The 22,955-nt window shown below is 69.4% G+C and carries 21 protein-coding genes; 8 read left to right on the top strand and 13 right to left on the bottom strand.

Annotated elements, in window-relative coordinates; all coding sequences use genetic code 11:
- Positions 1 to 18: 18 nt before the first annotated feature.
- The 6 genes from IBL26_RS06610 to IBL26_RS06585 form a co-directional block, all read right to left on the bottom strand.
- Positions 19 to 303, bottom strand: coding sequence for a DUF3253 domain-containing protein (locus IBL26_RS06610; protein WP_187783683.1), 285 nt, complete (start codon positions 301 to 303; stop codon positions 19 to 21).
- Between the two features lie 249 nt (positions 304 to 552).
- Positions 553 to 1,917 carry an MFS transporter gene (locus IBL26_RS06605; protein WP_187783682.1) on the bottom strand — a complete coding sequence of 455 codons (1,365 nt, stop codon included), beginning with the start codon at positions 1,915 to 1,917 and terminating at the stop codon, positions 553 to 555.
- A gap of 160 nt (positions 1,918 to 2,077) precedes the next feature.
- Positions 2,078 to 2,827: a DUF1194 domain-containing protein gene (locus IBL26_RS06600; protein ID WP_187783681.1), complete on the bottom strand. Its 750-nt coding sequence runs from the start codon at positions 2,825 to 2,827 to the stop codon at positions 2,078 to 2,080.
- A gap of 207 nt (positions 2,828 to 3,034) precedes the next feature.
- Positions 3,035 to 4,231, bottom strand: coding sequence for an OmpA family protein (locus IBL26_RS06595; protein WP_187783680.1), 1,197 nt, complete (start codon positions 4,229 to 4,231; stop codon positions 3,035 to 3,037).
- A gap of 299 nt (positions 4,232 to 4,530) precedes the next feature.
- Positions 4,531 to 5,106 (bottom strand): DUF924 family protein, encoded by a 576-nt coding sequence (locus tag IBL26_RS06590; RefSeq protein ID WP_187783679.1) that lies wholly within the window; start codon positions 5,104 to 5,106, stop codon positions 4,531 to 4,533.
- Entirely contained in the window at positions 5,103 to 8,030 is a 2,928-nt protein-coding gene (locus tag IBL26_RS06585) for an FAD-binding and (Fe-S)-binding domain-containing protein (RefSeq protein ID WP_187783678.1), read from the bottom strand. Before IBL26_RS06585 ends, IBL26_RS06590 begins: the two co-directional genes overlap by 4 nt.
- A 140-nt stretch (positions 8,031 to 8,170) precedes the next feature.
- Between IBL26_RS06585 and IBL26_RS06580 the strand changes: the two genes are divergently transcribed.
- The 3 genes from IBL26_RS06580 to IBL26_RS06570 all read left to right on the top strand — a co-directional run bounded on the left by IBL26_RS06580 (position 8,171) and on the right by IBL26_RS06570 (position 10,226).
- Positions 8,171 to 9,355: a pyridoxal-phosphate-dependent aminotransferase family protein gene (locus IBL26_RS06580; RefSeq protein ID WP_187783677.1), complete on the top strand. Its 1,185-nt coding sequence runs from the start codon at positions 8,171 to 8,173 to the stop codon at positions 9,353 to 9,355.
- 95 nt (positions 9,356 to 9,450) lie between these two features.
- Positions 9,451 to 9,756 (top strand): DUF1244 domain-containing protein, encoded by a 306-nt coding sequence (locus tag IBL26_RS06575; protein WP_187783676.1) that lies wholly within the window; start codon positions 9,451 to 9,453, stop codon positions 9,754 to 9,756.
- A 167-nt stretch (positions 9,757 to 9,923) separates the two neighbouring features.
- Positions 9,924 to 10,226: a DUF2312 domain-containing protein gene (locus tag IBL26_RS06570; RefSeq protein WP_187783675.1), complete on the top strand. Its 303-nt coding sequence runs from the start codon at positions 9,924 to 9,926 to the stop codon at positions 10,224 to 10,226.
- A gap of 182 nt (positions 10,227 to 10,408) precedes the next feature.
- Here IBL26_RS06570 and IBL26_RS06565 read toward each other — a convergent pair whose 3' ends face one another.
- The 3 genes from IBL26_RS06565 to IBL26_RS06555 form a co-directional block, all read right to left on the bottom strand.
- Positions 10,409 to 10,834 (bottom strand): ester cyclase, encoded by a 426-nt coding sequence (locus IBL26_RS06565; protein WP_187783674.1) that lies wholly within the window; start codon positions 10,832 to 10,834, stop codon positions 10,409 to 10,411.
- 61 nt (positions 10,835 to 10,895) lie between these two features.
- Complete coding sequence (locus tag IBL26_RS06560) at positions 10,896 to 11,468, bottom strand: AAA family ATPase (protein ID WP_187783673.1); 573 nt, start codon at positions 11,466 to 11,468, stop codon at positions 10,896 to 10,898.
- A complete protein-coding gene (locus IBL26_RS06555; RefSeq protein ID WP_187783672.1) occupies positions 11,468 to 13,174 on the bottom strand; it encodes an AMP-dependent synthetase/ligase in 1,707 nt (568 codons plus the stop codon). The genes IBL26_RS06560 and IBL26_RS06555 overlap by 1 nt, the downstream gene beginning before the upstream one ends.
- Positions 13,175 to 13,275: 101 nt before the next feature.
- On the opposite strand from IBL26_RS06555, the gene IBL26_RS06550 reads away from it, so the two are divergent.
- Positions 13,276 to 15,111 carry a M3 family oligoendopeptidase gene (locus tag IBL26_RS06550; RefSeq protein WP_187783671.1) on the top strand — a complete coding sequence of 612 codons (1,836 nt, stop codon included), beginning with the start codon at positions 13,276 to 13,278 and terminating at the stop codon, positions 15,109 to 15,111.
- On the top strand, positions 15,104 to 16,477 hold the full coding sequence (locus IBL26_RS06545; protein WP_187783670.1) for an ABC1 kinase family protein: 1,374 nt from the start codon (positions 15,104 to 15,106) through the stop codon (positions 16,475 to 16,477). The genes IBL26_RS06550 and IBL26_RS06545 overlap by 8 nt, the downstream gene beginning before the upstream one ends.
- Before the next feature lie 349 nt (positions 16,478 to 16,826).
- Here IBL26_RS06545 and IBL26_RS06540 read toward each other — a convergent pair whose 3' ends face one another.
- From IBL26_RS06540 to IBL26_RS06525, 4 genes are all read right to left on the bottom strand, one after another.
- Positions 16,827 to 18,599 (bottom strand): chloride channel protein, encoded by a 1,773-nt coding sequence (locus IBL26_RS06540; protein WP_187783669.1) that lies wholly within the window; start codon positions 18,597 to 18,599, stop codon positions 16,827 to 16,829.
- Positions 18,600 to 18,608: 9 nt separating this feature from the next.
- Complete coding sequence (gene radC, locus IBL26_RS06535; RefSeq protein ID WP_187783668.1) at positions 18,609 to 19,370, bottom strand: RadC family protein; 762 nt, start codon at positions 19,368 to 19,370, stop codon at positions 18,609 to 18,611.
- A gap of 319 nt (positions 19,371 to 19,689) precedes the next feature.
- Positions 19,690 to 20,496, bottom strand: a complete 807-nt coding sequence (map, locus tag IBL26_RS06530) for a type I methionyl aminopeptidase (RefSeq protein WP_187783667.1) — start codon at positions 20,494 to 20,496, stop codon at positions 19,690 to 19,692.
- A 148-nt stretch (positions 20,497 to 20,644) separates the two neighbouring features.
- Positions 20,645 to 21,535 (bottom strand): methyltransferase domain-containing protein, encoded by an 891-nt coding sequence (locus IBL26_RS06525; protein ID WP_187783666.1) that lies wholly within the window; start codon positions 21,533 to 21,535, stop codon positions 20,645 to 20,647.
- 76 nt (positions 21,536 to 21,611) lie between these two features.
- Here IBL26_RS06525 and IBL26_RS06520 point away from each other — a divergent pair, with 76 nt between their 5' ends.
- The 3 genes from IBL26_RS06520 to IBL26_RS06510 all read left to right on the top strand — a co-directional run.
- Positions 21,612 to 22,454, top strand: coding sequence for a ComF family protein (locus IBL26_RS06520; protein ID WP_187783665.1), 843 nt, complete (start codon positions 21,612 to 21,614; stop codon positions 22,452 to 22,454).
- 4 nt (positions 22,455 to 22,458) lie between these two features.
- A complete protein-coding gene (gene grxC / locus IBL26_RS06515) occupies positions 22,459 to 22,719 on the top strand; it encodes a glutaredoxin 3 (RefSeq protein ID WP_187783664.1) in 261 nt (86 codons plus the stop codon).
- Positions 22,719 to 22,955: DUF1178 family protein (locus IBL26_RS06510; RefSeq protein WP_187783663.1), on the top strand; the 237-nt coding region annotated here is incomplete at its 3' end. The genes grxC and IBL26_RS06510, both read left to right, overlap by 1 nt.

Raw genomic sequence — 22,955 nt, 5'->3', positions numbered from 1 at the left:
ACCCGCCTCATCGGTGGCTCATTCCGTCTCGCGGATACGCAGGCGGATGACGCCGCGCACCTCTTCGGCCGGCACGGGCTTGCCCTTGCGCAGGATGTCGATGCGGCCTTCCTCCTGCAACGCCATCGCCACCTTGCGCACGCGCGTCATCAGGCCGCGCCAGGGGGCTTCCTCGCCAGGGTTGGCGGCGACGGGGGCCAGGGCGCGGGCCACTTCGCTGGGGCAGATGGACTTGCCGGTGCCGGCTTCGGTGGCACGGCGGAGGATCTCGGCCGAAAGGTCGCTGTTGCTGGGGGCGGTCATGCAGGTCCGGTTCGCGCTGGAGCGTGGTCGCCTGCGGTGGGATCACCGCAGGCCTGAATCACGCCATCAAGTAAGGGCCTGGGGCGGGGTCTGTGAATGCCTATGAACAGGTCACGCTCCAGGCGGGCAGGAGGGGGCACGGGGTCCCCCGGTAGCGCGTGCCGCGCGTCCACACGGCACGCTTTGGTCTGCTTCAGGCAATACGATGCAGGGTGCCGGCGCCTGCGCCGGACATACCACGCACCCGCCCTATACCCGCTTCTGCGCGGCAAGGCGGCTGAAGCTGATCAGCGCCGAGGTGCCGGCGATGATGGCCGCCGCACCCAGCGCCCAGATTGCCCCGTTCTGGCTGCCGATGACAGGGCCAAGCGCCAACCCGGCCAGGGCGGCGCCGATGGTTTGCCCTAGCAGCCGGGCGGTGGAGAGCATGCCGCTGGCACCGCCGCTGCGCTCGCGCGGGGCGGCGGCGAGCAGCACGCGGTTGTTCGGGCTCTGGAACAGGCCGAAGCCCAGGCCGCACAGCCCGACGCGCCAGCCGATATCGACCGGGTGCGGTGCATCCGGCAGCAGCACCAGCAGGAAAAGCCCCACCGCCATGACCAGCAGCCCGATGCCGCCCAAGAGGCCGGGCGAGATACGGTCCGACATTCGGCCGGCCACCGGGGCGACGAGGATGATGATCAGCGGCCAGGGCGTGATGACCAGCCCGGTCTGCACCGCCGTCAGCCCGAAGCTGTGCTGGAACAGGAAGGGCATGGAGACGAAAGCCAGCATCTGCGCGGTGAAGGAGCCGATGGAGACGGCGATGGACAACGCGAAGATGGGGATGCCCAGCAGGTCCACCGGCAGCAGCGGCGCCGGCCGGCCTGCCTGCCGCCGCACCAGCGCCGTGCCGAAGCCGATGAAGGCCAGTGCGAACAGGCCGACGATCCACCAGGACTGGCCGCGCGTCGCCTGTTCCACCCCCACCGTCAGCGTACCGAAGGTGGCGGCGCTGAGCAGCGCGCTGGCGGTATCGAAGCGGCGGCCGCTGCGGTGGGTGCGCGGCAGGAAGCGCGTCAGCACCAGCGCCAGCAGCCCGAGCGGCAGGTTCACCGCGAAGATCCACGGCCAGTGCGCGATGCTGAGGATGGAGGCGCCCACCGTGGGCCCGGCGACGGAGGCGGAGGCGACGATCAGCGCGTTGACGCCGACGCCCTTGCCCAGCTCCTTCTGCGGATAGATGTAGCGCAGCAGGGCCGTGTTCACGCTCATCAACCCGGCGGCCCCGAAGCCCTGGATGGTCCGGGCGACGATCAGCGCTTCCAGCGAATTGGCCAGCGCACAGGCCACGGACGCCGCCGTGAACACCACCAGCCCGACGCGGTAGACGCGCTCATGCCCCACCTTTTCCCCGAGCGAGGAGAAGGGGAGCAGGGAGAGGATGGTGGCGATCTGGTAGGCATTGACGACGAGGATGACATCCGCCGGCGGCACATCCAGGTCCCGCGCAATGACGGGCAGGGCGACATTGGCGATGGAACTGTCCATCACCGCCAGGGCGATGGAGACCGCGATGGCGGCCATCGCCCAATAGCGTTGCGGTGGCGGCAGGCCATCCGTCTGGTCTTGCATTGGCGATCCCTTGGCCGGGCGAAACAGCGGCTACGGCCGGAACCGCCCGACTCCTGCCGCCCGCGCCCGGAAACCGGGCATCGCCAGGACCTTGCCCCCTGTCACCGCCCGATGCCAAGGCCGCCCAGCCTTGCGCCGGATGCATTGCTCCGCCCGGGGCTCAGGCGAAGGCGCGTTCCACCCGTGGCCCGGGGGCATGGAAGGCGATCTCGCGGATGATCTTGCGGCGGACGGCGCTTTCGAAGGCGGTGAAACCCTCCGCCACCATCAGGAAGCTGCCGGGGCCGCCGATGACCTCGTCCTGGTAGTATTCGTCCAGCGGCCGCTGAATGCCGATGAGCTGCGGCGGCGTCGGCGTGCGGTCCAGCACGGCCAGGCCATTCAGGATGACGCCCTTGGCCAGCGCCTCCGCCCGCGCCGTCGCCAGCGGGCGGCCGGAGTTGTTCACCCCGTCGCCGGAGATGTCGACCACCTGCCGCGTACCCTCGAATCCCTGGCCGAACAGGGTGGACGCGTAGTCGATGGCGCCGGAGATGGAGGTGTAGAGGAAGGTCTCGCGCGGCGCGGCATCCAGCACCTCGGCGAAGCCGGCGGCGGCGGCGCGGCTGTCGATGCGTGTCCAGGGCACCAGCAGCTTCTGCATGTCCCAGTCCGACCAGGTGAAGAAGGACACGGCGATGGCGCCGATGGCTCCGCGCGCGATGCCATCCGCCAGGCGCGGGTCGCGGAACGCATTGGCGTAACCGCGGAACTGCATTTCCTGCTCTTCCTGGTCGACGGAGCGGCTGACATCGACGGCCAGCACCAGCTCGACATCGACGGGCTCCATGGCCCGGGCGGCACGGGGGGTGAGCAGGGCGGGCGTGGCCAGCAGGCCCGCGCCCCATTGAAGTAACTGTCTGCGTTGCATGGAACCCTCCAGAGTCGAGGGCCGCGTGGCTTGTCATCCCTGGAAGGACAGTAATCCAGACTTATTGTGCGATGCAACATCGCTGGCCGGCAGCGCATAAAAAAGGGGCGCCGTGAGGCGCCCCAGTCATCGGGCCAACCGGCTCCGATGGATCGATCTGCCGGGGGAAAGGACTGGCCTTTCCCCCGTAGTATCGGCCCGCGAGGATTAGCGCAGGACGATTTCGACGCGGCGGTTCTGCGGCTCGCGCACACCATCGGCCGTCGGGACCAGCGGGCGGCTCTCGCCGAACGCCTGGACGGAGATGTTGGAGCGGGCGACGCCCAGGCGGGCCAGCTCGGACGCAACGGCGTCCGCGCGGCGCTGGGACAGGCGCTGGTTGTACTGCGGCGAGCCCGAGCGGTCGGCGTGGCCGGCCACTTCGATGCGCGTCGTCTGCACGCGGCCAGCGTTCTGGGCGGCTTCGGCGATGATCTGGCGGGCGCGGTCCGTCAGGTCGGCGCGGTCGAAGTCGAAGAACACCAGGTAGGTGCGGGTCGGGGCCGGGGCGGCGGCGGGAGCCGGAGCCACGGGCACGACCGGCGCCGGCGCCGGCGGGGTGTACAGGGCGTAGCGGACACCGATCAGGGCGGAGTGGTTGTGCGCCTGGTCGATCTGGAAGTCGCCACGGCTCACGTTCGCACCGGCCGGGGTCGTCACGCGGCCGCCGAAGTCAGCCTGCAGGGTGCCCGTGTAACGGTACTCGGCGGTGATGGACAGGCCCGGCACCGAGGTGATCGGGAAGGCCAGACCGGCGATGCCCTGGTAGGCGAACTGGCCGACGGTGTCGTCGATGTTCACGCGGTTGCCGCCGGGGACGGAGCGGTTGCCCTTAACGTCCATGTCGGTCCAGAGGTAACCGACGCCACCACCGATGTACGGGACAACGGCGACCGGCATGGTCGGGAACCACTGCGGCAGCTGGAAGTCATAGAACACGTTCGCCATGACGCCGTACTGCGCCACTTCGCCGCTGAAGTTGCTGAAGGAGCTGGAGGTCGTGCTGCCGGCGCGACGACCCGGGAAGCCACCCATGTGGTTCAGGTCGTTGTAACGGTAGCTGCCCTCGACCTCAGCGCGGAAGCCGTTGCCGAAGCCATAGCCAACGGAGAGAACGCCGACGAAGCCTTCGTCGAAGTTCGCGTTGCCCTGGCGGCTGGCGCCGGTCGCGTCGAAGTAGGCGGCATTGCCGCCCTGCGCGGTCAGGTTGTTCTTGCCGTAGTGGTTCCAGCCAGCGCCGGCGCCCAGGTACACGCCCTGGATGGGCTGGGCGGCGGCCGTCGGCAGCCAGGAAGACTGAGCCATCGCCATACCGGGCAGGGCGACGACGGCGGTTGCTGCGAGCAGCAGATGACGGAACTTCATATTTTTTTTCCTCAGCAACCCAGTGTGCGGGCGAAGAAAGAACCCGGGTTGCATGCGCCAGTTGCTTTATTTCGATTGAATGAAGATCGGTGTGGCAAAAAGGCCACGATCATGAATAGAGCCGGTTAGTTTTCAGTAGGTTAACAGGCCCCACCCCTGGCTGGGTTCGATCACAGTCAACGCCACACAACGGGCTTAAGAGCATTTCCACCGCCCCGGCGCCACGCCGCCGCCGAAACGGTTCCGCTGACATCCGCGTGATCAGCGGAACCCGAGCTTCTGCCAGCCGGAAACCGGCCTCAGAAGCCACTTCCGGGCTGTGATAAATAAGTCTCCTCGGCCGGCGTATTGCTGCGGCGCAGGGTCTGGTTGCGGTGGGGGAACCGGCCGAAGCGGGAAATCACCTGCCGGTGACGCCACGCGTAATCGATGACGCCGCCCGGCGCGCGGCTCGGCGTATGGTCACGCAACCCTTCGAACAGCGCGACGGAGAGGTCCTGGTCGGCCAGCGCTTCGCCATGCTCGAAGGGCAGGTAGAAGAAACTGCGTGCCACCGGCCCGGTCGCCAGGTCATGCCGCCGCTGCAGCACGGCCTGCCGGGCCACCTTCCGCGCATGCTCATCGGACGCGAAGGCCTCGGGCGTGCCGCGGAACAGGTTGCGCGGGAACTGGTCCAGCACCAACACCAGGGCCAGCGCGCCCTCGGCGGTGTCCGCCCAGGAATCCAGCTCACCCTGCCGCGCCGGGAGCACCAGGGTTCCGAAGCGCTGGCGGATCTCGGCGTCGAAGGCATCATCGCGCTGGAACCAGGCGGGGCGGAAACTGTCCGGCCCATCCGCGAACCAGAAGTTCAGGATGTCGCGCGCGCCGCTCATGCGCGCGGCGCCCCGGTCACCGCGCGGGCCAGCAGGCGGATGGAGTGCACCGCCTCCCGCCCCGACAGGTCGCGGATCTGGTGGCGGCAGGAGGTGCCGTCGGCAACGATGGCATCCTCCGCCGCGGTGGCGCGGATGGCGGGCAGCAGGGATAGTTCGGCCATGGCGTGGCTCACCTCGATGTTGCGGGCGTCATAGCCGAAAGCGCCGGCCATGCCGCAGCAGGAGGACGCGATGGGCTTTACCTCCAGCCCCGGGATCTTCCGCAACGTCTGCACGGCGGGCGCGAAGGCGCCGAAGGATTTCTGGTGGCAGTGGCCATGGATATGCGCCTGCGCGGTGCCGATGTCCTGCAACGGCAGCGCCACCTTCTGCTTCGCCAGGAACTCGGTGGCCAGGTGGGCCCGTGCCGCCAGCCTTTCCGCCGCCTCGCCCGGTAGCAGGGAGATGAACTCGTCCCGCAACGTGGTCAGGCAGGAGGGTTCCAGGCCGATCACCGGCGCATCGCTGGCGGAGAGGGCTTCCAGCGTCCGGCGCGCCTCGGCCCGCGCGCGGTCCACCATACCGGCGGCCAGGTAGGTGCGGCCGCAGCACAGCGGCTTGCCGTCCGCCGCCACGGCCGGCCGCACGCGGAAGCCGGCGGCGCCCAGCACCGTCACCGCGTCCCGCAGATTCTCCGGCTCATAATAACGGTTGAAGGTGTCGGCGAAGAGCAGCACCTCCTGGCCCACGCCGTCCCGGTGTGCCTCGGCATCGCGGAAGGCATCGCCGCGGAAGCGGGGCAGGGGGCGGCGGGCGGAGATGCCGAGCAACTTCTCCCCCAGCGCGGCGAGACCGGGCAGGCTTTCCCGCAGATTGGCCAGCGCAGGCACCTTGGCGGCCCAGGGCGCCCAGCGCGGCAGGCCGGCGATGATGCGGTCCTTCAGCTTGATGCCATGGCGCTGCGCGCGGGCGTGCTGCGCCTCGATCTTCATCTTCGCCATGTCGACGCCGGTGGGGCACTCCCGCTTGCACGCCTTGCAGGACACGCAGAGGGACATCGCCTCCGCCACCTCGTCCCCCGCCAGCGCGTCCGGCCCCAGCTGGCCGGTCAGGGCCAGGCGCAGCGTGTTGGCGCGGCCGCGCGTCAGGTGCTGCTCGTCCCGCGTGGCGCGGAAGGAGGGGCACATCACGTCGGCATCGAATTTCCGGCAGGTGCCATTGTTGTTGCACATCTCCACCGCGCCGAGGAAACCACCCTGCGGGCCGGGCCAGGCGGACCAGTCCAGCGCCGGCTTCACGCCAGGGTCCGCCGCATATCCCGGCGGATAGCGGAACAGCGTCCGGTCATCCATGCGCGGCGCCCGCACCACGCGGCCGGGGTTCAGCAGTCCGGTGGGGTCGAAGGCGTCCTTCACCGCCTCGAACGCCCGGACGATGCGGGCGCCGAACATGCTCTCATGGAATTCGGAGCGGACGATGCCGTCGCCATGCTCGCCCGAATGGCTGCCCTTGTATTCGCGCACCAGGGCAAAGCATTCCTCGGCGATGACGCGCATCTTCGCCACGTCCTCGCCCTGCTTCATGTTCAGCACCGGGCGGACATGCAGGCAGCCGACGCTGGCATGGGCGTACCAGGTGCCCTTGGTGCCGTGCCGCTCGAACACCTCGTTCAGCCGCTCGGTGTAGTCGGCGAGGTCGGGCAGGTCGACGGCGGTATCCTCGATGAAGGAGACCGGCTTCCCGTCCCCCTTCATCGACATCATGATGTTCAGCCCGGCCTCGCGCACCGAGGCGACCTGGGCCTGGAAGGCGCTGTCCGTCACCCGCACCACCGCGTCCGGGTAGCCGAGGTCGCCCATCATCTCCTCAAGCCGGTCGAGGTCCCGCAGCAGCGCCGTGTCGTCATGCCCGTGGAACTCGACGATCAGCAGGCTGTCCGGCTCCCCGCGCACGATGGCGTCGATGGTGGCGCGGTAGATGGGGATAGAGCGGCCGAGGTCGATCATGGTGCGGTCCACCAGTTCGACCGCCTCGGGGTTCAGCGTCACCAGGTGCTGGCTGGCGGCCATGGCGGCGCGGAAGGTGGGGAACTGGCAGATGCCCAGCACCTTGCGCGGCTTGATCGGCCATAGCTTCAGGTCGAGCGACTGGGAGAAGGCCAGCGTGCCCTCGCTGCCCACCAGCAGCCGCGCCAGGTTGCCGCGTCCTTCCGCCCGCGCGGCGGGGGTCAATGCCTCGATATTATAGCCGCCGACGCGGCGGAGCTGGCGAGGGAAGCGCGCGGCGATCTCCTCCGCCTCCCGCGCCCCGATGCCGCGCAGGGACTGGATGAGGGCCGCCACCTCGGCCGGGATGTCGGCGCCCAGATTGTCCGCCACCTCGCCGAAGGTGAAGCGGGTGCCGCTGGGCAGCAGCGCGTCGATGGCCAGCACGTTGTCCGCCATCAGCCCGTAGCGGATGGACTTGCTGCCGCAGGAATTGTTGCCCGCCATGCCGCCGATGGTGCAGCGCGCCCAGGTGGAGGGGTCCACCGGGAAGAAGAGCTTGTCCTGCTTCAGCGCATCGTTCAGCGCGCCGAGGGCGATGCCCGGCTGCACCTTCGCCACCCCTGCCGCCGTATCCACCGACAGCACGTTGCGCAGGTGCTTGGTGCAGTCGATCACCAGGGCGCGGTTGACGGTCTGGCCGCACTGGCTGGTGCCGCCGCCGCGTGGCAGCACCGGCACGCCTTCCTCCCGGCACAGGGCCACCGCCGCTTCCACATCCTCCATCGTCCGCGGCACCAGCACGCCGATGGGTTCCACCTGATAGATGCTGGCATCGGTGGCGTAGCGGCCGCGATCAGCCGGGGCGAAGCGCACCTCACCCTGGGTGTTGCGCTTCAGCTTGGCGGCCAGGCCAGGGTCGCCCGGCCGGACCTTGGAGGTGGTGATGGCGTTCATGGAGCTTCCTTCTTGCCGGCCAGCCTAGCCGGGCGCCCTGCCGCTGTCCGATCTATAATACTCATCAATCCGACAAGCCGAACTCATTGGCGGATGCGATGGATGGCGGGTAGGGCTGTCGGCCAGGGAGAACGATCACCATGGCCTATTTCCAGTCCAAGCCCGTCGCCGGGCGGCATTTCCTGCAGATCCCCGGCCCGTCCAACGTGCCGGACAAGGTGCTGCGGGCGATGGACAATCCGACCATGGACCATCGTGGCCCGGATTTCGGCCTGTTCGGCAAGCAGTTGCTGGAGAAGGTGAAGCCGGTCTTCGGCACCAAGGGCCCGGTGATCATCTATCCGGCTTCCGGCACCGGTGCGTGGGAAGCGGCCCTGGTCAACACCCTCTCTCCTGGCGACACGGTGCTGATGTGCGAGACCGGCCAGTTCGCCAGCCTGTGGCGGGAGATGGCGGAGCGCCTGGGCGTGAAGCCCGTCTTCATCGAGACCGACTGGCGCCGCGGCGCCGATGTGGACGCGATCGGCGAGCGGCTGCGCGCCGACACCGCCCACACCATCAAGGCGGTGGCGGTGGTACATAACGAGACCAGCACCGGCGCCACCAGCCGGATCGATGAGGTGCGCGCGGCCATGGACGCCGCCAGGCACCCGGCGCTGCTGCTGGTGGACACCATCTCCTCCCTCGGCTCGGTCGAATACAAGCATGACGAGTGGCGGGTGGACGTGACGGTTTCCGGCTCCCAGAAGGGGCTGATGCTGCCGCCGGGCCTCTCCTTCAACGCGGTGTCGGAGAAGGCGCTGAAGGCCAGCGAGACGGCAAAGCTGCCGCGCAGCTTCTGGGACTGGAAGCCGATGCTGGCCAGCAATGCCACCGGCTACTTCCCCTACACCCCGGCCACCAACATGCTCTACGCGCTGGATACGGCGCTGGACCTGCTCTACGCCGAGGGGCTGGAGAATGTCTTCGCCCGCCATGAACGCCATGGCGAGGCCACCCGCCGCGCCGTGCGCGCCTGGGGGCTGGAGGTGCAGTGCGAGGACCCGCGCCACCTTTCCCCGGTGCTGACGGCCGTGCGCCTGCCCGAGGGCCACTCCGCCAACGCGCTGCGCGCCACCATCCTGGAGCGCTTCAACATGAGCCTGGGCAACGGCCTCGGCCGGTTGAACGACCGCGTGTTCCGCATCGGCCACCTGGGCGATATCGGCGACCTGCAGGTGCTGGGCACGTTGACGGGGGTCGAGATGGGCCTGCGCCTGGCCGGGGTACCCCACAAGGCCGGCGGCGTGCAGGCGGCAATGGATTACCTGGCCGGCAACGCCTGAACGCCTGCGCTTCGGGACCAGGGCGCGGCAGCGCAAGACTTGAACCGGACCGCCCTCCTGCCCCACCTGTGCGGGGAACAGGAGGGCCACCGCCCATGACCAGCGATATCGAGACCACCCGTACCGAGCTTGAGGCCGCCGCGTTCCGCCGGCTGGTGGAGCATTTGCGCGAGCGGTCGGACGTGCAGAATATCGACCTGATGAATCTGGCCGGCTTCTGCCGCAACTGCCTCAGCCGCTGGTACCGCGAGGCGGCGGAAGGCCAGGGCATCCCGCTGACCGACCCCGAGGCGCGGGAGATCGTCTACGGCATGCCCTATAAGGAGTGGCAGGCCAAGCACCAGATCGAGGCGACGCCGGAGCAGAAGGCGAAGCTGGCCGCCAGCAACCCGGGCCACTGAGCGCCGCCGGGCATGCCGGGCCCGGACATTCGAGCCCAGGCTTGCAAGGATCAGCCGCGTAACGAGGGAAGGGAGGGTTTGCCCCCCTCCCTCCGCCAAGCTATACCGCGCGCCCCGGCGCCCGCGATGGCGCCGGCCTCGTTCGCTGCACTGTCCGGAGACCCTTGATGAGCGATTTCGACGAACAGGACGCGAAGGCCAGCCGCGACCGCCAGGCCGCCGACCCCGAAAGCGAAGTAGGCGGCATTGCCGTCGACCGCCTGCGCTCGATCATCGAGCGGGTGGAGCGGCTGGAGGAAGAGCGCAAGGCGCTGGCCGACGACATCAAGGATATCTTCTCCGAGGCGAAGTCGGCAGGCTTCGAGGTGAAGGTGATCCGCCAGATCATCCGCATCCGCAAGCAGGAGCCGGCGGATGTGGAAGAGCAGGAAACCCTGCTGGACCTGTACCGCCGCGCCCTCGGCATGTGATGCGCGGGCCGTGCCGCGGAGTTCCGCGGCGCGGCCTGATCTTTTGCTGCCTTTCCAGGACGACGCTGAGGCCAACGCGCGCCGGAGCTTGACGCGCTCATAGTCGTTCACACACCATGCTCTGACTGTGTCTGGTCGCGTGATTCAGGCTTTCGGTGATTCCGCCCTAAGCCATCGCGGCCTTACCCGGATGCGGGCATCACCATCCGGCAGGTGGTTGCCAGCCTGATCCGGTCCCATTCGTTCCAGGCCTCGACGATCTGTCCACCGGACGCGCGGACCATCGACATGCCGGTGAACTTGACCGGCTCCCCCGTCGCGCTCACCCCGAAGCCGTCGCCGCTATGCGTCGCCTCGGCCGACCAGCGGCCCGCCGCCCAGTCGCCATTCTCCACCACGTCATGCACGGTGAAACGCAGGTCCGGGAAGCTCTGCAGCAGTTGGTGCTGGAACGCCAGGAACGCCTCCGCGCCCTGCGCGCCATCGCCGGCGACATCCAGGGCGTGGATGATGCCGTCCGGCGCTAGGTAGCGCGGGACCTTCTCGGCGTCTCGCTGGTTCCAGACCTCTTCGTACCACAGGCGTAGTATCTCACCCGGCGAGGGCATGGCGGCATCCTCCTGGCGTGTCGGGGGCTTCCCGAACGCCGTTCTACCGCCAAACAGTTCGTTATCGGAACAACAATCCCGGGCTCTGCCCAATGGCCGGATGCGCCATGACCGCGTCGGCCAACTCGTCGACCGGCGCGGCCGAATCCAGCCGCAGCACGGGGCAGGGCAGGTCCCGCAGCCAGGCTTCGTGCAGGCTGCGGCTGCGCTGCTTCGGCCCGGCGGTGTCGTAAGCGGCGGCCCAGGCCAGGAAGGCGGCGCTGTTGGCTGCCATGTCGCCACCGCGCGTGATGCGGGCACCGTAGCGCGCCGCCTCCCGCGCCCGCAGGCGCTCCATGCGGGACCCGGCCTCCAGGCTCAGATACACCACCAGGTTCAGGCTCGGCAGCAACTGGTCGCCCCACCCGACCATGGAGCCCGCCACCACCCAGCGATCCGCCGCACCGCCTTCCGGCAGGGCGGCCTGCAGCCAGGCCAGCCGGTCAGCGACGGGACGCAGCCGGGTGAAGGGCGGGTCCGTCCGCTCCCACAATGCGTCGTCGCTGTCCACGCAGGGGCAGCCCAGCCGCGTGGCCAGGGCGGCACCCAGCGTGCTGGTGCCGGTGCCGGAGGCACCCGTCAGATGCAGCCGCATCAGCCGTAGATCCGGTCGAGCGCCGCCGCATGCACCTGCAGCACCGCCTTGCGCTTGATCTTCATCGTCGGCGTCAGCAACCCGTCCTCCAGCGTGAAGGGCGGCAGCGTCAGCGTGTGGCGGATACGCTCGATGGAGGAGAGGCGGCCGTTCACCCGGGCCACCGCCTTCGCCACGTTTTCCTCCTGCCCCTCGGCCGCCACCACCAGGGCGGCGATGCCGGGGCGGCCATCGCCGGCCACCACCGCCTGGGTGATCTCCGGCTCGGCCATCAGCATCCCTTCCAGCTTGGCGGGGCTGACCATGTCGCCGCCCAGGGTCTTGATGATGTCCCGCTTGCGGTCGGTGATGCGCAGGTAGCCTTGCGTGATCTCGCCCACGTCGCCGGTATGCAGCCAGGGCGCGCCGCCATCCTGGCGGTCGATCAGCGCGCCGGCGGTGGCGTCCGGGTTGTTCCAGTAGCCGTCCATCACCAGCGGGCCGCGCACCAGCACCTCGCCATCCGCGGCGATCGTCGCCTCCACGCCTTCCAGCACGCGGCCGACCGTATGGCGGCGGTTGTCCCACGGCACGTTGACGCTGATGACCGGCCCGGCCTCGGTCTGCCCATAGCCCTGGATCAGCGGGATGCCGAGGGCGATGAAGAAGCCGGACAGCCCCGGGTCCAGCCGCGCCCCGCCGGAGACGAAGGCGCGCAGCTTGCCGCCGAAGCGGGCCCGCACCTTGTCCCGCACCAGGCGGTCCAGCACCGCGTCCTGCACCTGTTCCCACAGCCGCAGCGGCGGGCCGTCCTGCTTGCGCAGGCCAAGGCTGACCGCCTTGTCGAACAGCCGGCGCTTGAAGGGGGAGTCCTTCTCCAGCCCGGCCAGGATGCGGGCGCGCAGTACCTCGAACAGTCGGGGCACGGAGGTAACGACGGCGGGACTGACCTGCTGCAACTCGGCCGCCAGCTTCTCGGCGCCGCGGCTGTACACCACCTCGATGCCGAAGGACGGCAGCAGGAAGCCGCCGACCGTATGCTCATAGGCGTGGGAGAGCGGCAGGAAGGAGAGGTAGCAGGCATCCTGCGGCAGCTTCAGCGCGTGGATGAAGTCCGAGACGCCATGCCGGTTGGCCAGCATCGCCCGGTGCGGCAGCATCACGCCCTTCGGCGCGCCCCCGGTGCCGGAGGTATAGATCAGGCAGGCCAGGCGGCCGGGCGGGATGTGCTCCACCTCCGCCACCAGCATCGCCAGGTCCGGCGGCGTCGCCGCCAGCTCGGCCCAGGGCACGGTATCCTCGGCCTCCTCCATCGCCACCAGCAGGTCCAGCCCGCCCAGTCCGGCGGCCTCCGCCAGGGTGCGCGCCAGCTTGGCGGAGGAGACGATGGCCGCCCGCGCCCCGGAATCCTTCAGGATATGCGCGTGGTCCGCCTTGGTGTTGGTGGTGTAGGTGGGGACCGAGACGGCGCCGATGGCCATGATGGCGGTGTCGGCGATGAGGAATTCCGGGCGGTTCTCCGAGACCAGCAGCACCCGGTCACCCGGGCAGACGCCCTTCTGGCGCAGGCCGGCCGCGACGGAGGCAACGGCCATGGCGTATTCCGCCCAGCTCATCCGCTGCCAGCCGCCGCCGCGCCAGAAGCGCAGCATCGGCCGTTCCGGCCATTGGCGTGCCAGGCCGAGCATCATGCCCGGCAGGCTGTTCCACTTCTCGTCGGACGCCATGTTCCTCCCTCATCTCCGCACACTTCCCGGTGCCGGATGCTTGGTCTACCCGGAGATGGGCTTATATCGGGGGATAGAGAACCACAACCGCAAGGCGTCCCGTGCAGTTTCCTCCTCTCCGCCAGCCCGCCCGCGACACCGCTTCCCGCCCCCACGGCGCTGGGGGAGACGCAGCTCTGCCGGCCTGGGACCTGTCCGACCTCTATGATGGCGCCGCTGACCCGAAGCTGGAGGCCGACCTGCGGCAGGCCGATGCCGACGCGCGGGTGTTCCAAGACGCGCATGCCGGCAAGCTGGAGAAGCTCTCCGGCGACGCCCTGGCCGAAGCCATCGCTGCCTATGAGCGGATCGAGGAAGTGCTGGGGCGGGTGATGTCCTTCGCCCAGCTCGTCTTCTCCGGCGACGCGCAGGACGCGGCGAATGGCCGCTTCTACCAGACGATGCAGGAGCGGGTGACCACCATCTCCTCCCACCTGCTGTTCTTCACGCTGGAGCTGAACAAGCTGGAGGACCAGGTGCTGGAAGCCAAGCTCGGCAAAAGCAAGGCCCTGGCCCATTACCGCCCCTTCCTGCGCGACCTGCGCGTGTTCCGCCCGCACCAGCTCTCGGACGAGGCGGAGCGGCTGTTGCACGAGAAGGAGGTGACCGGCCGCAGCGCCTGGAACCGCCTGTTCGATGAGACGATCGCCGGCATGGAGGTGACGGTGGCGGGCGAGACGCTCAACGTCTCCGGCGCCCTGAACAAGCTGTCGGACCGCAATCGCGGAGTGCGGGAAGCCGCAGCCAAGGGCGTCTCGGCGGCGTTCGGCGAGAAGGCGCGCCTGTTCACGTTGATCACCAACACCCTGGCCAAGGACAAGGAGATCGTCGACGGCTGGCGGCAGTACCCGCGCCCCGGCAGCAGCCGCAACCGCGCCAACATGGTGGAGGATGAGGTGGTGGACGCGCTGGTCAGCGCCGTTGTCTCCAGCTTCCCGGCGCTGTCCCATCGCTACTACGCCATGAAGGCGAAGTGGCTGGGCCTGCCCAAGCTGCAGCATTGGGACCGCAACGCCCCGCTGCCGGACGAGGACGATAGCAACATCCCTTGGGATGCCGCGCGGGACCGCGTGCTGGCCGCCTATGCCTCCTTCGACCCGGAGCTGGGCCGGATTGGCCAGCGCTTCTTCGACAAGCCGTGGATCGACGCCGCTCTGCGCCCCGGCAAGGCGTCCGGCGCCTTCGCCCACCCGACGGTGCCCAGCGCCCACCCGTATCTGCTGCTGAACTACCACGGCAAGTCGCGCGACGTGATGACCCTGGCGCACGAGCTGGGCCATGGCGTGCATCAGGTTCTGGCCGCCGACCGGGGCTACCTGATGTCCGGCACGCCGCTGACCCTGGCTGAGACCGCCAGCGTGTTCGGCGAGATGCTGACCTTCCGCGCCGTGCTCGACGCGGAGAAGGACCCGAAGCGCCGCCGCGCCCTGCTGGCCGGCAAGGTGGAGGACATGCTGAACACGGTTGTGCGGCAGATCGCCTTCTACCGGTTCGAGACGCTGCTGCACGACGCCCGCCGCAAGGGCGAGCTGTCGCGCGAGGAGATCGGCGCGCTGTGGATGCAGGTGCAGGTGGAGAGCCTCGGCCCGGCCTTCGAGTTCACGCCGGATTACGAGATCTACTGGTCCTACATCCCGCACTTCATCCACTCGCCGTTCTATGTCTACGCCTATGCGTTCGGCGATTGCCTGGTGAATGCGCTGTACGGTGTGTTCCAGGAGGGTGGCGTGAAGGACTTCCAGGCCAAGTATCTCGACCTGCTGAAGGCCGGTGGCACGCTGCGGCACAAGGAGCTGCTGGCACCCTTCGGCCTGAACGCCGCCGACCCTGCCTTCTGGCACAAAGGATTGAATGTGATTTCCGGCTTCATCGATGAACTGGAGCGCGCCGATGGCTGAGGACCGCGAGGGCCGCAGCTTCTTCGGCGAGGTGCGGCGCATGGCCCGTACCTCCGGCGCCGTGGGCGGCATCGCCGCGCGTGTGGCGGGTGAGCGCTTCCTGGGCATCAAGACCGACAAGGCCGTGCATGCCAACGACCTGAAGGCGTTGCTGGGCGGCCTGAAGGGCCCGTTGATGAAGGTGGCGCAGTTTCTCTCCACCGTACCGAATGCGCTGCCGGCGGAATACGCGCAGGAACTGGCGGCCCTGCAGGCGAACGCGCCGCCAATGGGCTGGAATTTCGTCCGCCGCCGCATGGCGAGCGAGCTGGGCACGGACTGGCAATCCAAGTTCGCCAGCTTCGGCCAGGAAGCCGCCGCGGCCGCCAGCCTGGGGCAGGTGCACCGGGCCACGCTGCCGGATGGCACGCTGGTCGCCTGCAAGCTGCAATACCCGGACATGCAGAGCGTGGTGGAGGCCGACCTCCGCCAGCTGAAGATCGCCATGGGCATCTTCGCCCGCATGGACGACGCCATCCAGCACGATGACGTCTATCTGGAGCTGTGCGAGCGGCTGCGCGAGGAGCTGGACTACGAGCGTGAGGCCGCGCAGATGCGGCTGTACAACATCATGCTCGACGACGTGCCGGATGTGCGGACGCCGCGGCCGATCGAAGGCTATTGCAGCAAGCGGCTGCTGACCATGAACTGGCTGGAAGGCCGGCCGATCATGGACCGACTGGGCGAGGAACCGCCGCTGGAAGAGCGTAATGCCTATGCGCGCGCGCTGTTCCACGCCTGGTACGTGCCGTTCTACCGCTTCGGCGTCATTCACGGGGACCCGCATCTGGGCAACTACCAGGTGCGCCAGCCGGTGGGGGACGAGCCCGCCGGCATCAACCTGCTGGACTACGGTGCCATCCGCATCTTCCCGCCTCAGTTCCTGCGTGGCGTGATCATGCTGTACGAGGCGATGCGCGACCATGACGACGAGAAGGCGCACGAGGCCTACCGCACCTGGGGCTTCACCGACCTGACGAAGGAGAAGATGCAGGTGCTTGGCCTCTGGGCCCGCTTCCTGCACGAGCCGCTGCTCGACGACCGCGTGCGGCCGATCCAGGCGGATGGCGATGTCGATTTCGGCCGCAAGGTTGCGGCCGAGGTGCATGCCGGGCTGAAGCGTACCGGTGGCGTGAAGCCGCCACGCGAGTTCGTGCTAGTGGACCGCAGCGCCGTCGGCCTTGGCAGTGCCTTCATGCGGCTGGGGGCGGAGCTGAACTGGCACCGCATGTTCAACGAGCTGATCCAGGACTTCAACGAGCAGGAACTGGCCGCCCGCCAGCGCGCCGCGCTGGATGAAGCCCGGGTGCCGCCCACGCTCGGCTAAAGCGTGATGGCTTGAGGTGGATCACCGAAAGCCGGAATCGCGCGGCCAGACCAGGGCTTAGAGCGTGGTGCGTGAACGCATCATGCTCTGACGCGCCGTCCCCGTGGCGGCGGCGAGGGCCGCATCTCCGCCAGCCCTGCCGCCGGGTGCCACGCGCCTCCAGGTCTTTTGAGGCGATGGGGTTGAGGGAGCTTCCCCCGAGGGCGCCCTGGCCAGACGGACACGCGGAGGGACCGTGCCACAAGGCACCGGTCGCGCTGCTCAGGTATGCGGTTCGATGCAGCGGCGGCGGGAACGCGTCGGCGCCAGGACTGGAGGCGGCGCCGATGACCGGGAGGGCCAGCACGTCTCAACCGGCCCCGAGTTCCTCCGTCCGCCGCTTCTCCAGCTCCTCGCCATAACGGCGCAGCAGGTGGGCCTGGGTCAGCAGGCCGATGACGTTGCGGCTTTCCCAGCCGTCGATCACCGCCAGCGCCTCGGCCTCCGACGCGTCGAAGATGGCCATGGCCTCCTTCGCGTTCATCGCCGGCAGCAGCGGTGTCTTCTCGTGGTGCAGCAGCGGGGCGATGGTCTCCAGCTCATCCGACGTTTCGGCATGCGCCTCGGGCACCGAGACCAGGCCGGCGTAGCGCCCGGCTTCGTCCAGCACGACCACGCGGGTGGCGGCACCCAGCGGAAAGTCCCGCCGGAAGGAGGAGAGGCGGGTGTCCGACTTCACCGTCCGCGGCTCCCGCCGCATCAGGCGGCCTACGGTCAGGTCCCGCAGCCAGCCGATATCGCGGGCCGAGCGGATGGTCTCGCCACGCAGATGGAAGCGCCAGGTGGCGAAGGAATAGCCGAACAGCCGCCGCACCGTGACGCTGCTGGCGATGACGGCGATCAGCACGGCGCCGGTCAGGCTGAAGCTGCCGGTCATCTCCAGCGCCAGGAAGGTCATGGCCAGCGGCGCGCCGATGACGGCGGCGCCGAAGGCGCTGGTGCCGACGGTGATCAGGAAGGTCGGGTCCACCCCGGGCGGCATCGCATAGGCCAGGAAGGCGGCGAAGACCTGTCCCATCAGCGCCCCCAGCAGCAGGGAGGCGAAGAACAGGCCACCACGGAAGCCGGCACCGATGGAGATGGCGGAGGCCAGCGCCTTCAGCACCAGCAGCAGCGCCACGGCGCCCAGCGTGTTCTCCACCACGAACAACCGGTGCAGCGAGGCATGCCCGGCCGACAGTACCCCCGGCGTGATCAGCGCCAGCAGCCCCACCGCCAGCCCGCCCACCATGGGGCGGAAATTGGTCCAGGGAATGAAGCGGCGCAGCCCCTGCTCGGTCAGCGTCACGCCGCGCATCAGCGCAATGCCCGCCAGGCCGCAGAGCAGGCCGAGCACCAGCGCCAGGGAGTAGCCCATCAGGTCCGCCCCATCGGCGTTGCCGACGGCCAGCACCAGGTTGTCCCCACGTATAGCGCGGGAGACCGCCAGCGCCGCCACGGCGCTGATGACGACCGGCGCGAGCGAGGCGATGGAGTAGATGCCGATCACCAGCTCGAACGCATAGAAGGTGCCGGTGAGGGGTGCATCGAAGGCGGCGGCTATGGCGCCGGCCGCGCCGCAGCCCACCAGCACGCGCAAATCCCCCCGCCGCAACGCGAACAGGCGGCCGAGGCGGGAGGCGGCGCCGCCGGCGATCTGCGTATAGCCGGCCTCCAGCCCCACCGAGGCGCCGAAGCCGTTGGAGACGAGGTTCTGCGCCACCACCACCAGCCCGTCATTCATCGACAGCCGGCCGCCGTGCAGCGCATTGGCCTCGATGGGATCGACCGGCGCGCGGGGGCGGTAGCGGGCCAGCAGCTTGTTCAGCCCGCCCAGGACCAGGCCGCCCAGCGCCGGCAGCAACAGCAACGCCCAGGGAGAGGCACCCTGCAGGGACGACAGCCCGTGCTCCGCCCCTGGCCCGTAGAACAGCACGTGCATCACCCGGGCGATGCCGCCGATGGCCACGGCCAGCACGCCGCTGATGACGCCGATGATGGCGGCCAGCAGGATGACGCCCAGCTCCGTCTGCCGCACCCAGCCACGCAAGGCGGCGATGCCCCGGCGGGGATGCAGGTGGGGGTAGGAGAGGTGCAATCGCATCCGGTGCCGCTACAGCAGCCCTTCGCGCCGGAAGGAGAGGTGGCGGCCATTGCCGATGATCAGGTGGTCATGCACGGCAATGCCCAGCGTGGTGGCGGCCTGCTTGATCTCGCCCGTCATCTCGATGTCGGCGCCGCTCGGCGTCGGGTCGCCGCTGGGGTGGTTGTGCACCAGGATTAGGGCCGTGGCCTGCAGCTCCAGCGCGCGCTTCACCACTTCCCGGGGATAGACCGGCGTGTGGTTGACGGTGCCGCGTGCCTGCGCCTCGTCGGCGATCAGGCGGTTCCGTGAGTCCAGGAACAGAATGCGGAACTGCTCTGTCGCCTCCCGCGCCATGGCGGCCTGCAGGTAGGCCAGCAGACTGTCCCAGTTGTTCAGCAGTGGCTGGTCCCGCACTTCCTGCCGCATCAGCCGCAGGGCGGCGGCCTGCACGGTCTTCAGCGCGGCAACCCCGGCTTCGCCGAGGCCCTCGATCTGCCGCAACTCCTCCGGCCGGGCGGAGATGGCATTGCCGAAGCTGCCGAAGCGGGCCAGCAGCGCGCGGGCAATAGGCTTGGTGTCACGCCGGGGCAGGGCCAGGAACAGCTGCATCTCCAGCAACTCGTGGTCCAGCAGCGCCTCGGGGCCGGCGGTCAGCAGCTTGCCGCGCATGCGGGCCCGGTGGCCTTCGGCCGAGGTGGCGACGGGCTTCGGCGCCGGCGAGGCGAACTCGCTCTCCAGTGGCAGGGCGAGGCTGTCCACGCCCTCCGCCATGCCGCGCGTCTTGCGCATGCTGCCTCTCTTGGTCCCGGGTCGGCGCCAATGTGGGCGGAAGCCAGGGCACAAGTCCAGGGGGGGGCAGGGGCGTGGAGCGTCGCGGTGCACAGGGCGGCCCGCTGCGCCAGCGCCGGCTCCTGGCTATGCCGGGTGCCGGGGCAGCAGCACGGATTGCGGTGACGATGGCCCGCGCAGATTCCGGCGACGCGGGCCACTTCGGTGCGCGGAGCTACCGAACAGAAGGGCAGGCTAAGGTGGCCCGCCTTCTATGCGGCATGCACAGGCGCGGCCACTGAAAGCTACCAGCAGGCCGCCCGGGGGCGGCCCGAAGCCGTCAGGCGCCGTAGGGCGGCTTGTGCATGCCGGCGGGGGAGTAGGTGAAGACCTCGCAGCCGTCTTCCGTCACGCCGACCATGTGCTCGAACTGCGCGGAGAGGCTGCGGTCCCGCGTCACGGCGGTCCAGCCATCGTCCAGCACCTTCACCTCGGGGCGGCCGACATTCACCATCGGCTCGATGGTGAAGAACATGCCGGGCTTCAGCACGGTGCCTTCGCCAGGGCGGCCGTAATGCAGGACGTTGGGCGAGGCATGGAAGGTACGGCCGATGCCGTGGCCGCAGAAATCCCGCACCACGGAAAAGCGCTGCTTCTCTACATAGCTCTGGATGGCGTGGCCGATATCGCCCAGCCGGGCGCCGGGGCGCACGGCCTTGATGCCGCGCACCAGGCTCTCATAGGTCACGTCCATCAGCAGCTTGGCCTTGGTGCTGGCATTGCCGGCCACGTACATGCGGCTGGTATCGCCGAACCAGCCATCCAGGATGACGGTGACGTCGATGTTCAGGATGTCCCCATCCACCAGTGCCTTGCTGCCAGGAATCCCATGGCAGACGACATGGTTGATGGAGATGCAGGAGGCGTGCTGGTAGCCGCGATACCCCACGGTGGCCGAGGTGGCGCCGTTCTTCTCGATGTATTCGAGGATGATGGCATCCAGCGCGCCGGTGGTGACGCCCGGGCGCACATGCTCGGTGATCATGTCCAGCGTCGCGGCGGCGAGCTGGCCCGCGCGCCGCATGCCGACGAAATCTTCCGGCGCATGCAGGGTGATGCGGCGGGACTCAGAAGCCGTTTGTTCCATAGCGGGCAAAGATGCGCGGGCGGGGTTCTGGTTGCAAGACTTTGGAAGGGATGGCTGGGCTGCGCTGCCTGGGGCGTATCGGGCCATGCCGCGGTGGCCGGACCGGCTCAGACGCTGCCGGGCGGCTTGCCTCCTGGAAGCCGAAGCTTCAGTGGGGCCGGGTCGGGTCGCCCGTGCGGTGTTCCACCGTACCCAGGGCATCGGCCAGCCGGGTATCGGCGCTGCCCGGGCGGGCCGGCTTCGGCTGGCTGGGGGCAGGGGACCAGCCGGTCAGCATCAGCATCTCCAGCGTCACCGGCACGTCCCCGCCCTCGGGCGAGAGGCGGGAAAGTGCCAGCGGGAACAGGGCGCGCGGCGGCGTGCGGGTATCCCGGGCGAGGGCGGCATTGGTCTCGCCGGCGGCACGCAGGTCCTGCAACAGCGCCAGCGGGGTGCGGTAGCGCAGGTCCAACCGGTCCCGGTCCGCCACCGGCAAAGCGAAGCCGGCGCGTTGCAGCAGGGAGGCACCGTCCCGCAGTTCCGGGAAGGGGGAGACGCGGGGGCTGATGCCCTCGCGCAACTCCGCCTCGGCGGCGCCCAGGGCTTCGCGCAGTGTTTGCAGCGTGCCCAGGGCGGGTAGGCTGGCCAGGAACAGGCCGTCCGGCTTCAGTGCACGGCGCAGTTGCACCAGGGCGCCTGGCAGATCGTTCACCCAGTGCAAGGAGAGATTGGCGACGATCAGGTCAAAACTGTCCGGCGCGAAGGGCAGCCATTCCTCGTCCGCCGCCACCGGCAGCCCACCGCCCGTCGCCGCCATGCGGGGTGAGAGGTCGGCGGAGACCACCATCTCCACCCCACGCGCCGCCAGCATGGGCGCGACGACGCCGCGGCCGCCGAGGTCCAGCGCATGGGTGAAGCGGCGGGTGGTATCGTCCAGCCGGTCCAGCAACCGCTCTGCCGCCGCCTCCAGGATGGGGGAGACGGCGCCGATGCCCGCCGCCACCTTGTCGCGCCGCCGCCGTACCAGGGTCCGGTCGAAGACCTGCATCGCATCCGTCATGGAGGGGCTGATGCGCCCGCCACGGGGTCCGATGCAAGGGCTTCATGGGAATCACGAATACGTGATAATGGGTGGCATGGATCGACAGGCAGTGGTGCTCGGGTTGCGGCGGCTGGGGGGGGCGGTGCTGGATGCGCTACTGCCGCCGCGCTGCCTCGCCTGCTCCACCGTGGTGCCGACCCAGGGCACCTTGTGCGGCGATTGCTTCCGCGCGGTGGCGCTGATCGGCGCGCCGCTCTGCCACCGCTGCGGCGTGCCGTTCATCCATGCCGGGCAGGGGCAGCCGGTGTGCCTGGGCGGGCCGCTGCACTGCCCGAAATGCATCGCCCGCCCGCCGGAATACGGCCAGGCACGCGCCGCCTACCTGTACGACAAAGGCTCCCGACGCCTGTTGATGCCGTTGAAATATGGGGACAGGACCGAGCTGGCCGGGCCGATCGCGCGGCAGATGGCCCATGCGGGGCAGGAGTTGCTGGAAGGGGCGGAACTGCTGGTGCCGGTGCCGCTGCACCGCCGGCGCCTGCTCTCCCGCCGCTACAACCAGGCGGCGCTGCTGGCCTGGAAGCTCTCCCGCCTCAGCGGCGTCATCTGCGTGCCGGACCTGCTGCGCCGCCGCCGCGCCACCCAGCCTCTGGGCGGCTTCGGTGCCATCGAGCGGGCCGTGATGCTGGAGGACGCCTTCGCCCTGCCGGTCCGCAACGCGGCGCGGGTGCGCGGCCGGCGGGTCGTGCTGGTGGATGACGTGCTGACCTCGGGCGCCACGGTCACCGCCTGCGCCCGCCTGCTCTGGGCCGCCGGGGCGGCGGGGGTGGACGTGCTGGCCGCCGCCCGGGTGCCGGACCCGACCCTCGCGGACGGCGCGGAGCTGCCATCCTTTCGTAACGCTCTTGACCGCAGCGCGGCAGCCGACGATGTGTGAGCGCATGGCCAAGGTTGAAATCTACACCACCGCGCTCTGCCCCTATTGCTCCCGCGCCAAGCTGCTGCTGGGCCGCAAGGGTGTCGAGTACACCGAATACGACGCCCCGCACGGCACGACCGAGCGGGAGGACGCGATCCGCCGTTCCGGTGGCCGCACCACCGTGCCGCAGATCTTCATCGGCGATCAGCCGATCGGCGGCTGCGACGACCTGTTCGCGCTGGACCGGGGTGGCAAGCTGGACGCCCTGCTGCAGGCGGCCTGATGATCCACTACCAGCTCCGCTGCGACCAGGCCCACGAGTTCGACGGCTGGTACAGGGATAGTGCCGCCTTCGAGAAGCTGGTGGCCGCCGAGTTGGTGGAATGCCCGGTCTGCGGCAGCGCCAAGGTGAACCGTGCGCTGATGGCGCCGGCCATCACCAAGGCGCGGCCGGAGCGTGCACCCGCCGAGGCGGCGGGCCAGGCCGTGGCCACGGTGCCGGCCGGTGCCCCCGCCGGG

The sequence above is a fragment of the Teichococcus aerophilus genome, from assembly GCF_014490485.1.
Lineage (GTDB): Bacteria > Pseudomonadota > Alphaproteobacteria > Acetobacterales > Acetobacteraceae > Pseudoroseomonas > Pseudoroseomonas aerophila.
This window is presented reverse-complemented; position numbering and strand designations above follow the sequence as displayed.

Bases quoted from the DNA above. Each gene is read 5' to 3' on its own strand.
- IBL26_RS06575 (WP_187783676.1), top strand. From the start codon at position 9,451: ATGACCAGCGATATCGAGACCACCCGTACCGAGCTTGAGGCCGCCGCG.
- grxC (WP_187783664.1), top strand. From the start codon at position 22,459: ATGGCCAAGGTTGAAATCTACACCACCGCGCTCTGCCCCTATTGCTCC.
- IBL26_RS06585 (WP_187783678.1), bottom strand. From the start codon at position 8,030: ATGAACGCCATCACCACCTCCAAGGTCCGGCCGGGCGACCCTGGCCTG.
- IBL26_RS06560 (WP_187783673.1), bottom strand. From the start codon at position 11,468: ATGCGGCTGCATCTGACGGGTGCCTCCGGCACCGGCACCAGCACGCTG.
- map (WP_187783667.1), bottom strand. From the start codon at position 20,496: ATGGAACAAACGGCTTCTGAGTCCCGCCGCATCACCCTGCATGCGCCG.
- radC (WP_187783668.1), bottom strand. From the start codon at position 19,370: ATGCGCAAGACGCGCGGCATGGCGGAGGGCGTGGACAGCCTCGCCCTG.
- IBL26_RS06570 (WP_187783675.1), top strand. From the start codon at position 9,924: ATGAGCGATTTCGACGAACAGGACGCGAAGGCCAGCCGCGACCGCCAG.
- IBL26_RS06580 (WP_187783677.1), top strand. From the start codon at position 8,171: ATGGCCTATTTCCAGTCCAAGCCCGTCGCCGGGCGGCATTTCCTGCAG.
- IBL26_RS06540 (WP_187783669.1), bottom strand. From the start codon at position 18,599: ATGCGATTGCACCTCTCCTACCCCCACCTGCATCCCCGCCGGGGCATC.
- IBL26_RS06590 (WP_187783679.1), bottom strand. From the start codon at position 5,106: ATGAGCGGCGCGCGCGACATCCTGAACTTCTGGTTCGCGGATGGGCCG.
- IBL26_RS06555 (WP_187783672.1), bottom strand. From the start codon at position 13,174: ATGGCGTCCGACGAGAAGTGGAACAGCCTGCCGGGCATGATGCTCGGC.
- IBL26_RS06600 (WP_187783681.1), bottom strand. From the start codon at position 2,827: ATGCAACGCAGACAGTTACTTCAATGGGGCGCGGGCCTGCTGGCCACG.
- IBL26_RS06595 (WP_187783680.1), bottom strand. From the start codon at position 4,231: ATGAAGTTCCGTCATCTGCTGCTCGCAGCAACCGCCGTCGTCGCCCTG.
- IBL26_RS06565 (WP_187783674.1), bottom strand. From the start codon at position 10,834: ATGCCCTCGCCGGGTGAGATACTACGCCTGTGGTACGAAGAGGTCTGG.
- IBL26_RS06610 (WP_187783683.1), bottom strand. From the start codon at position 303: ATGACCGCCCCCAGCAACAGCGACCTTTCGGCCGAGATCCTCCGCCGT.
- IBL26_RS06520 (WP_187783665.1), top strand. From the start codon at position 21,612: ATGGATCGACAGGCAGTGGTGCTCGGGTTGCGGCGGCTGGGGGGGGCG.
- IBL26_RS06545 (WP_187783670.1), top strand. From the start codon at position 15,104: ATGGCTGAGGACCGCGAGGGCCGCAGCTTCTTCGGCGAGGTGCGGCGC.
- IBL26_RS06605 (WP_187783682.1), bottom strand. From the start codon at position 1,917: ATGCAAGACCAGACGGATGGCCTGCCGCCACCGCAACGCTATTGGGCG.
- IBL26_RS06525 (WP_187783666.1), bottom strand. From the start codon at position 21,535: ATGACGGATGCGATGCAGGTCTTCGACCGGACCCTGGTACGGCGGCGG.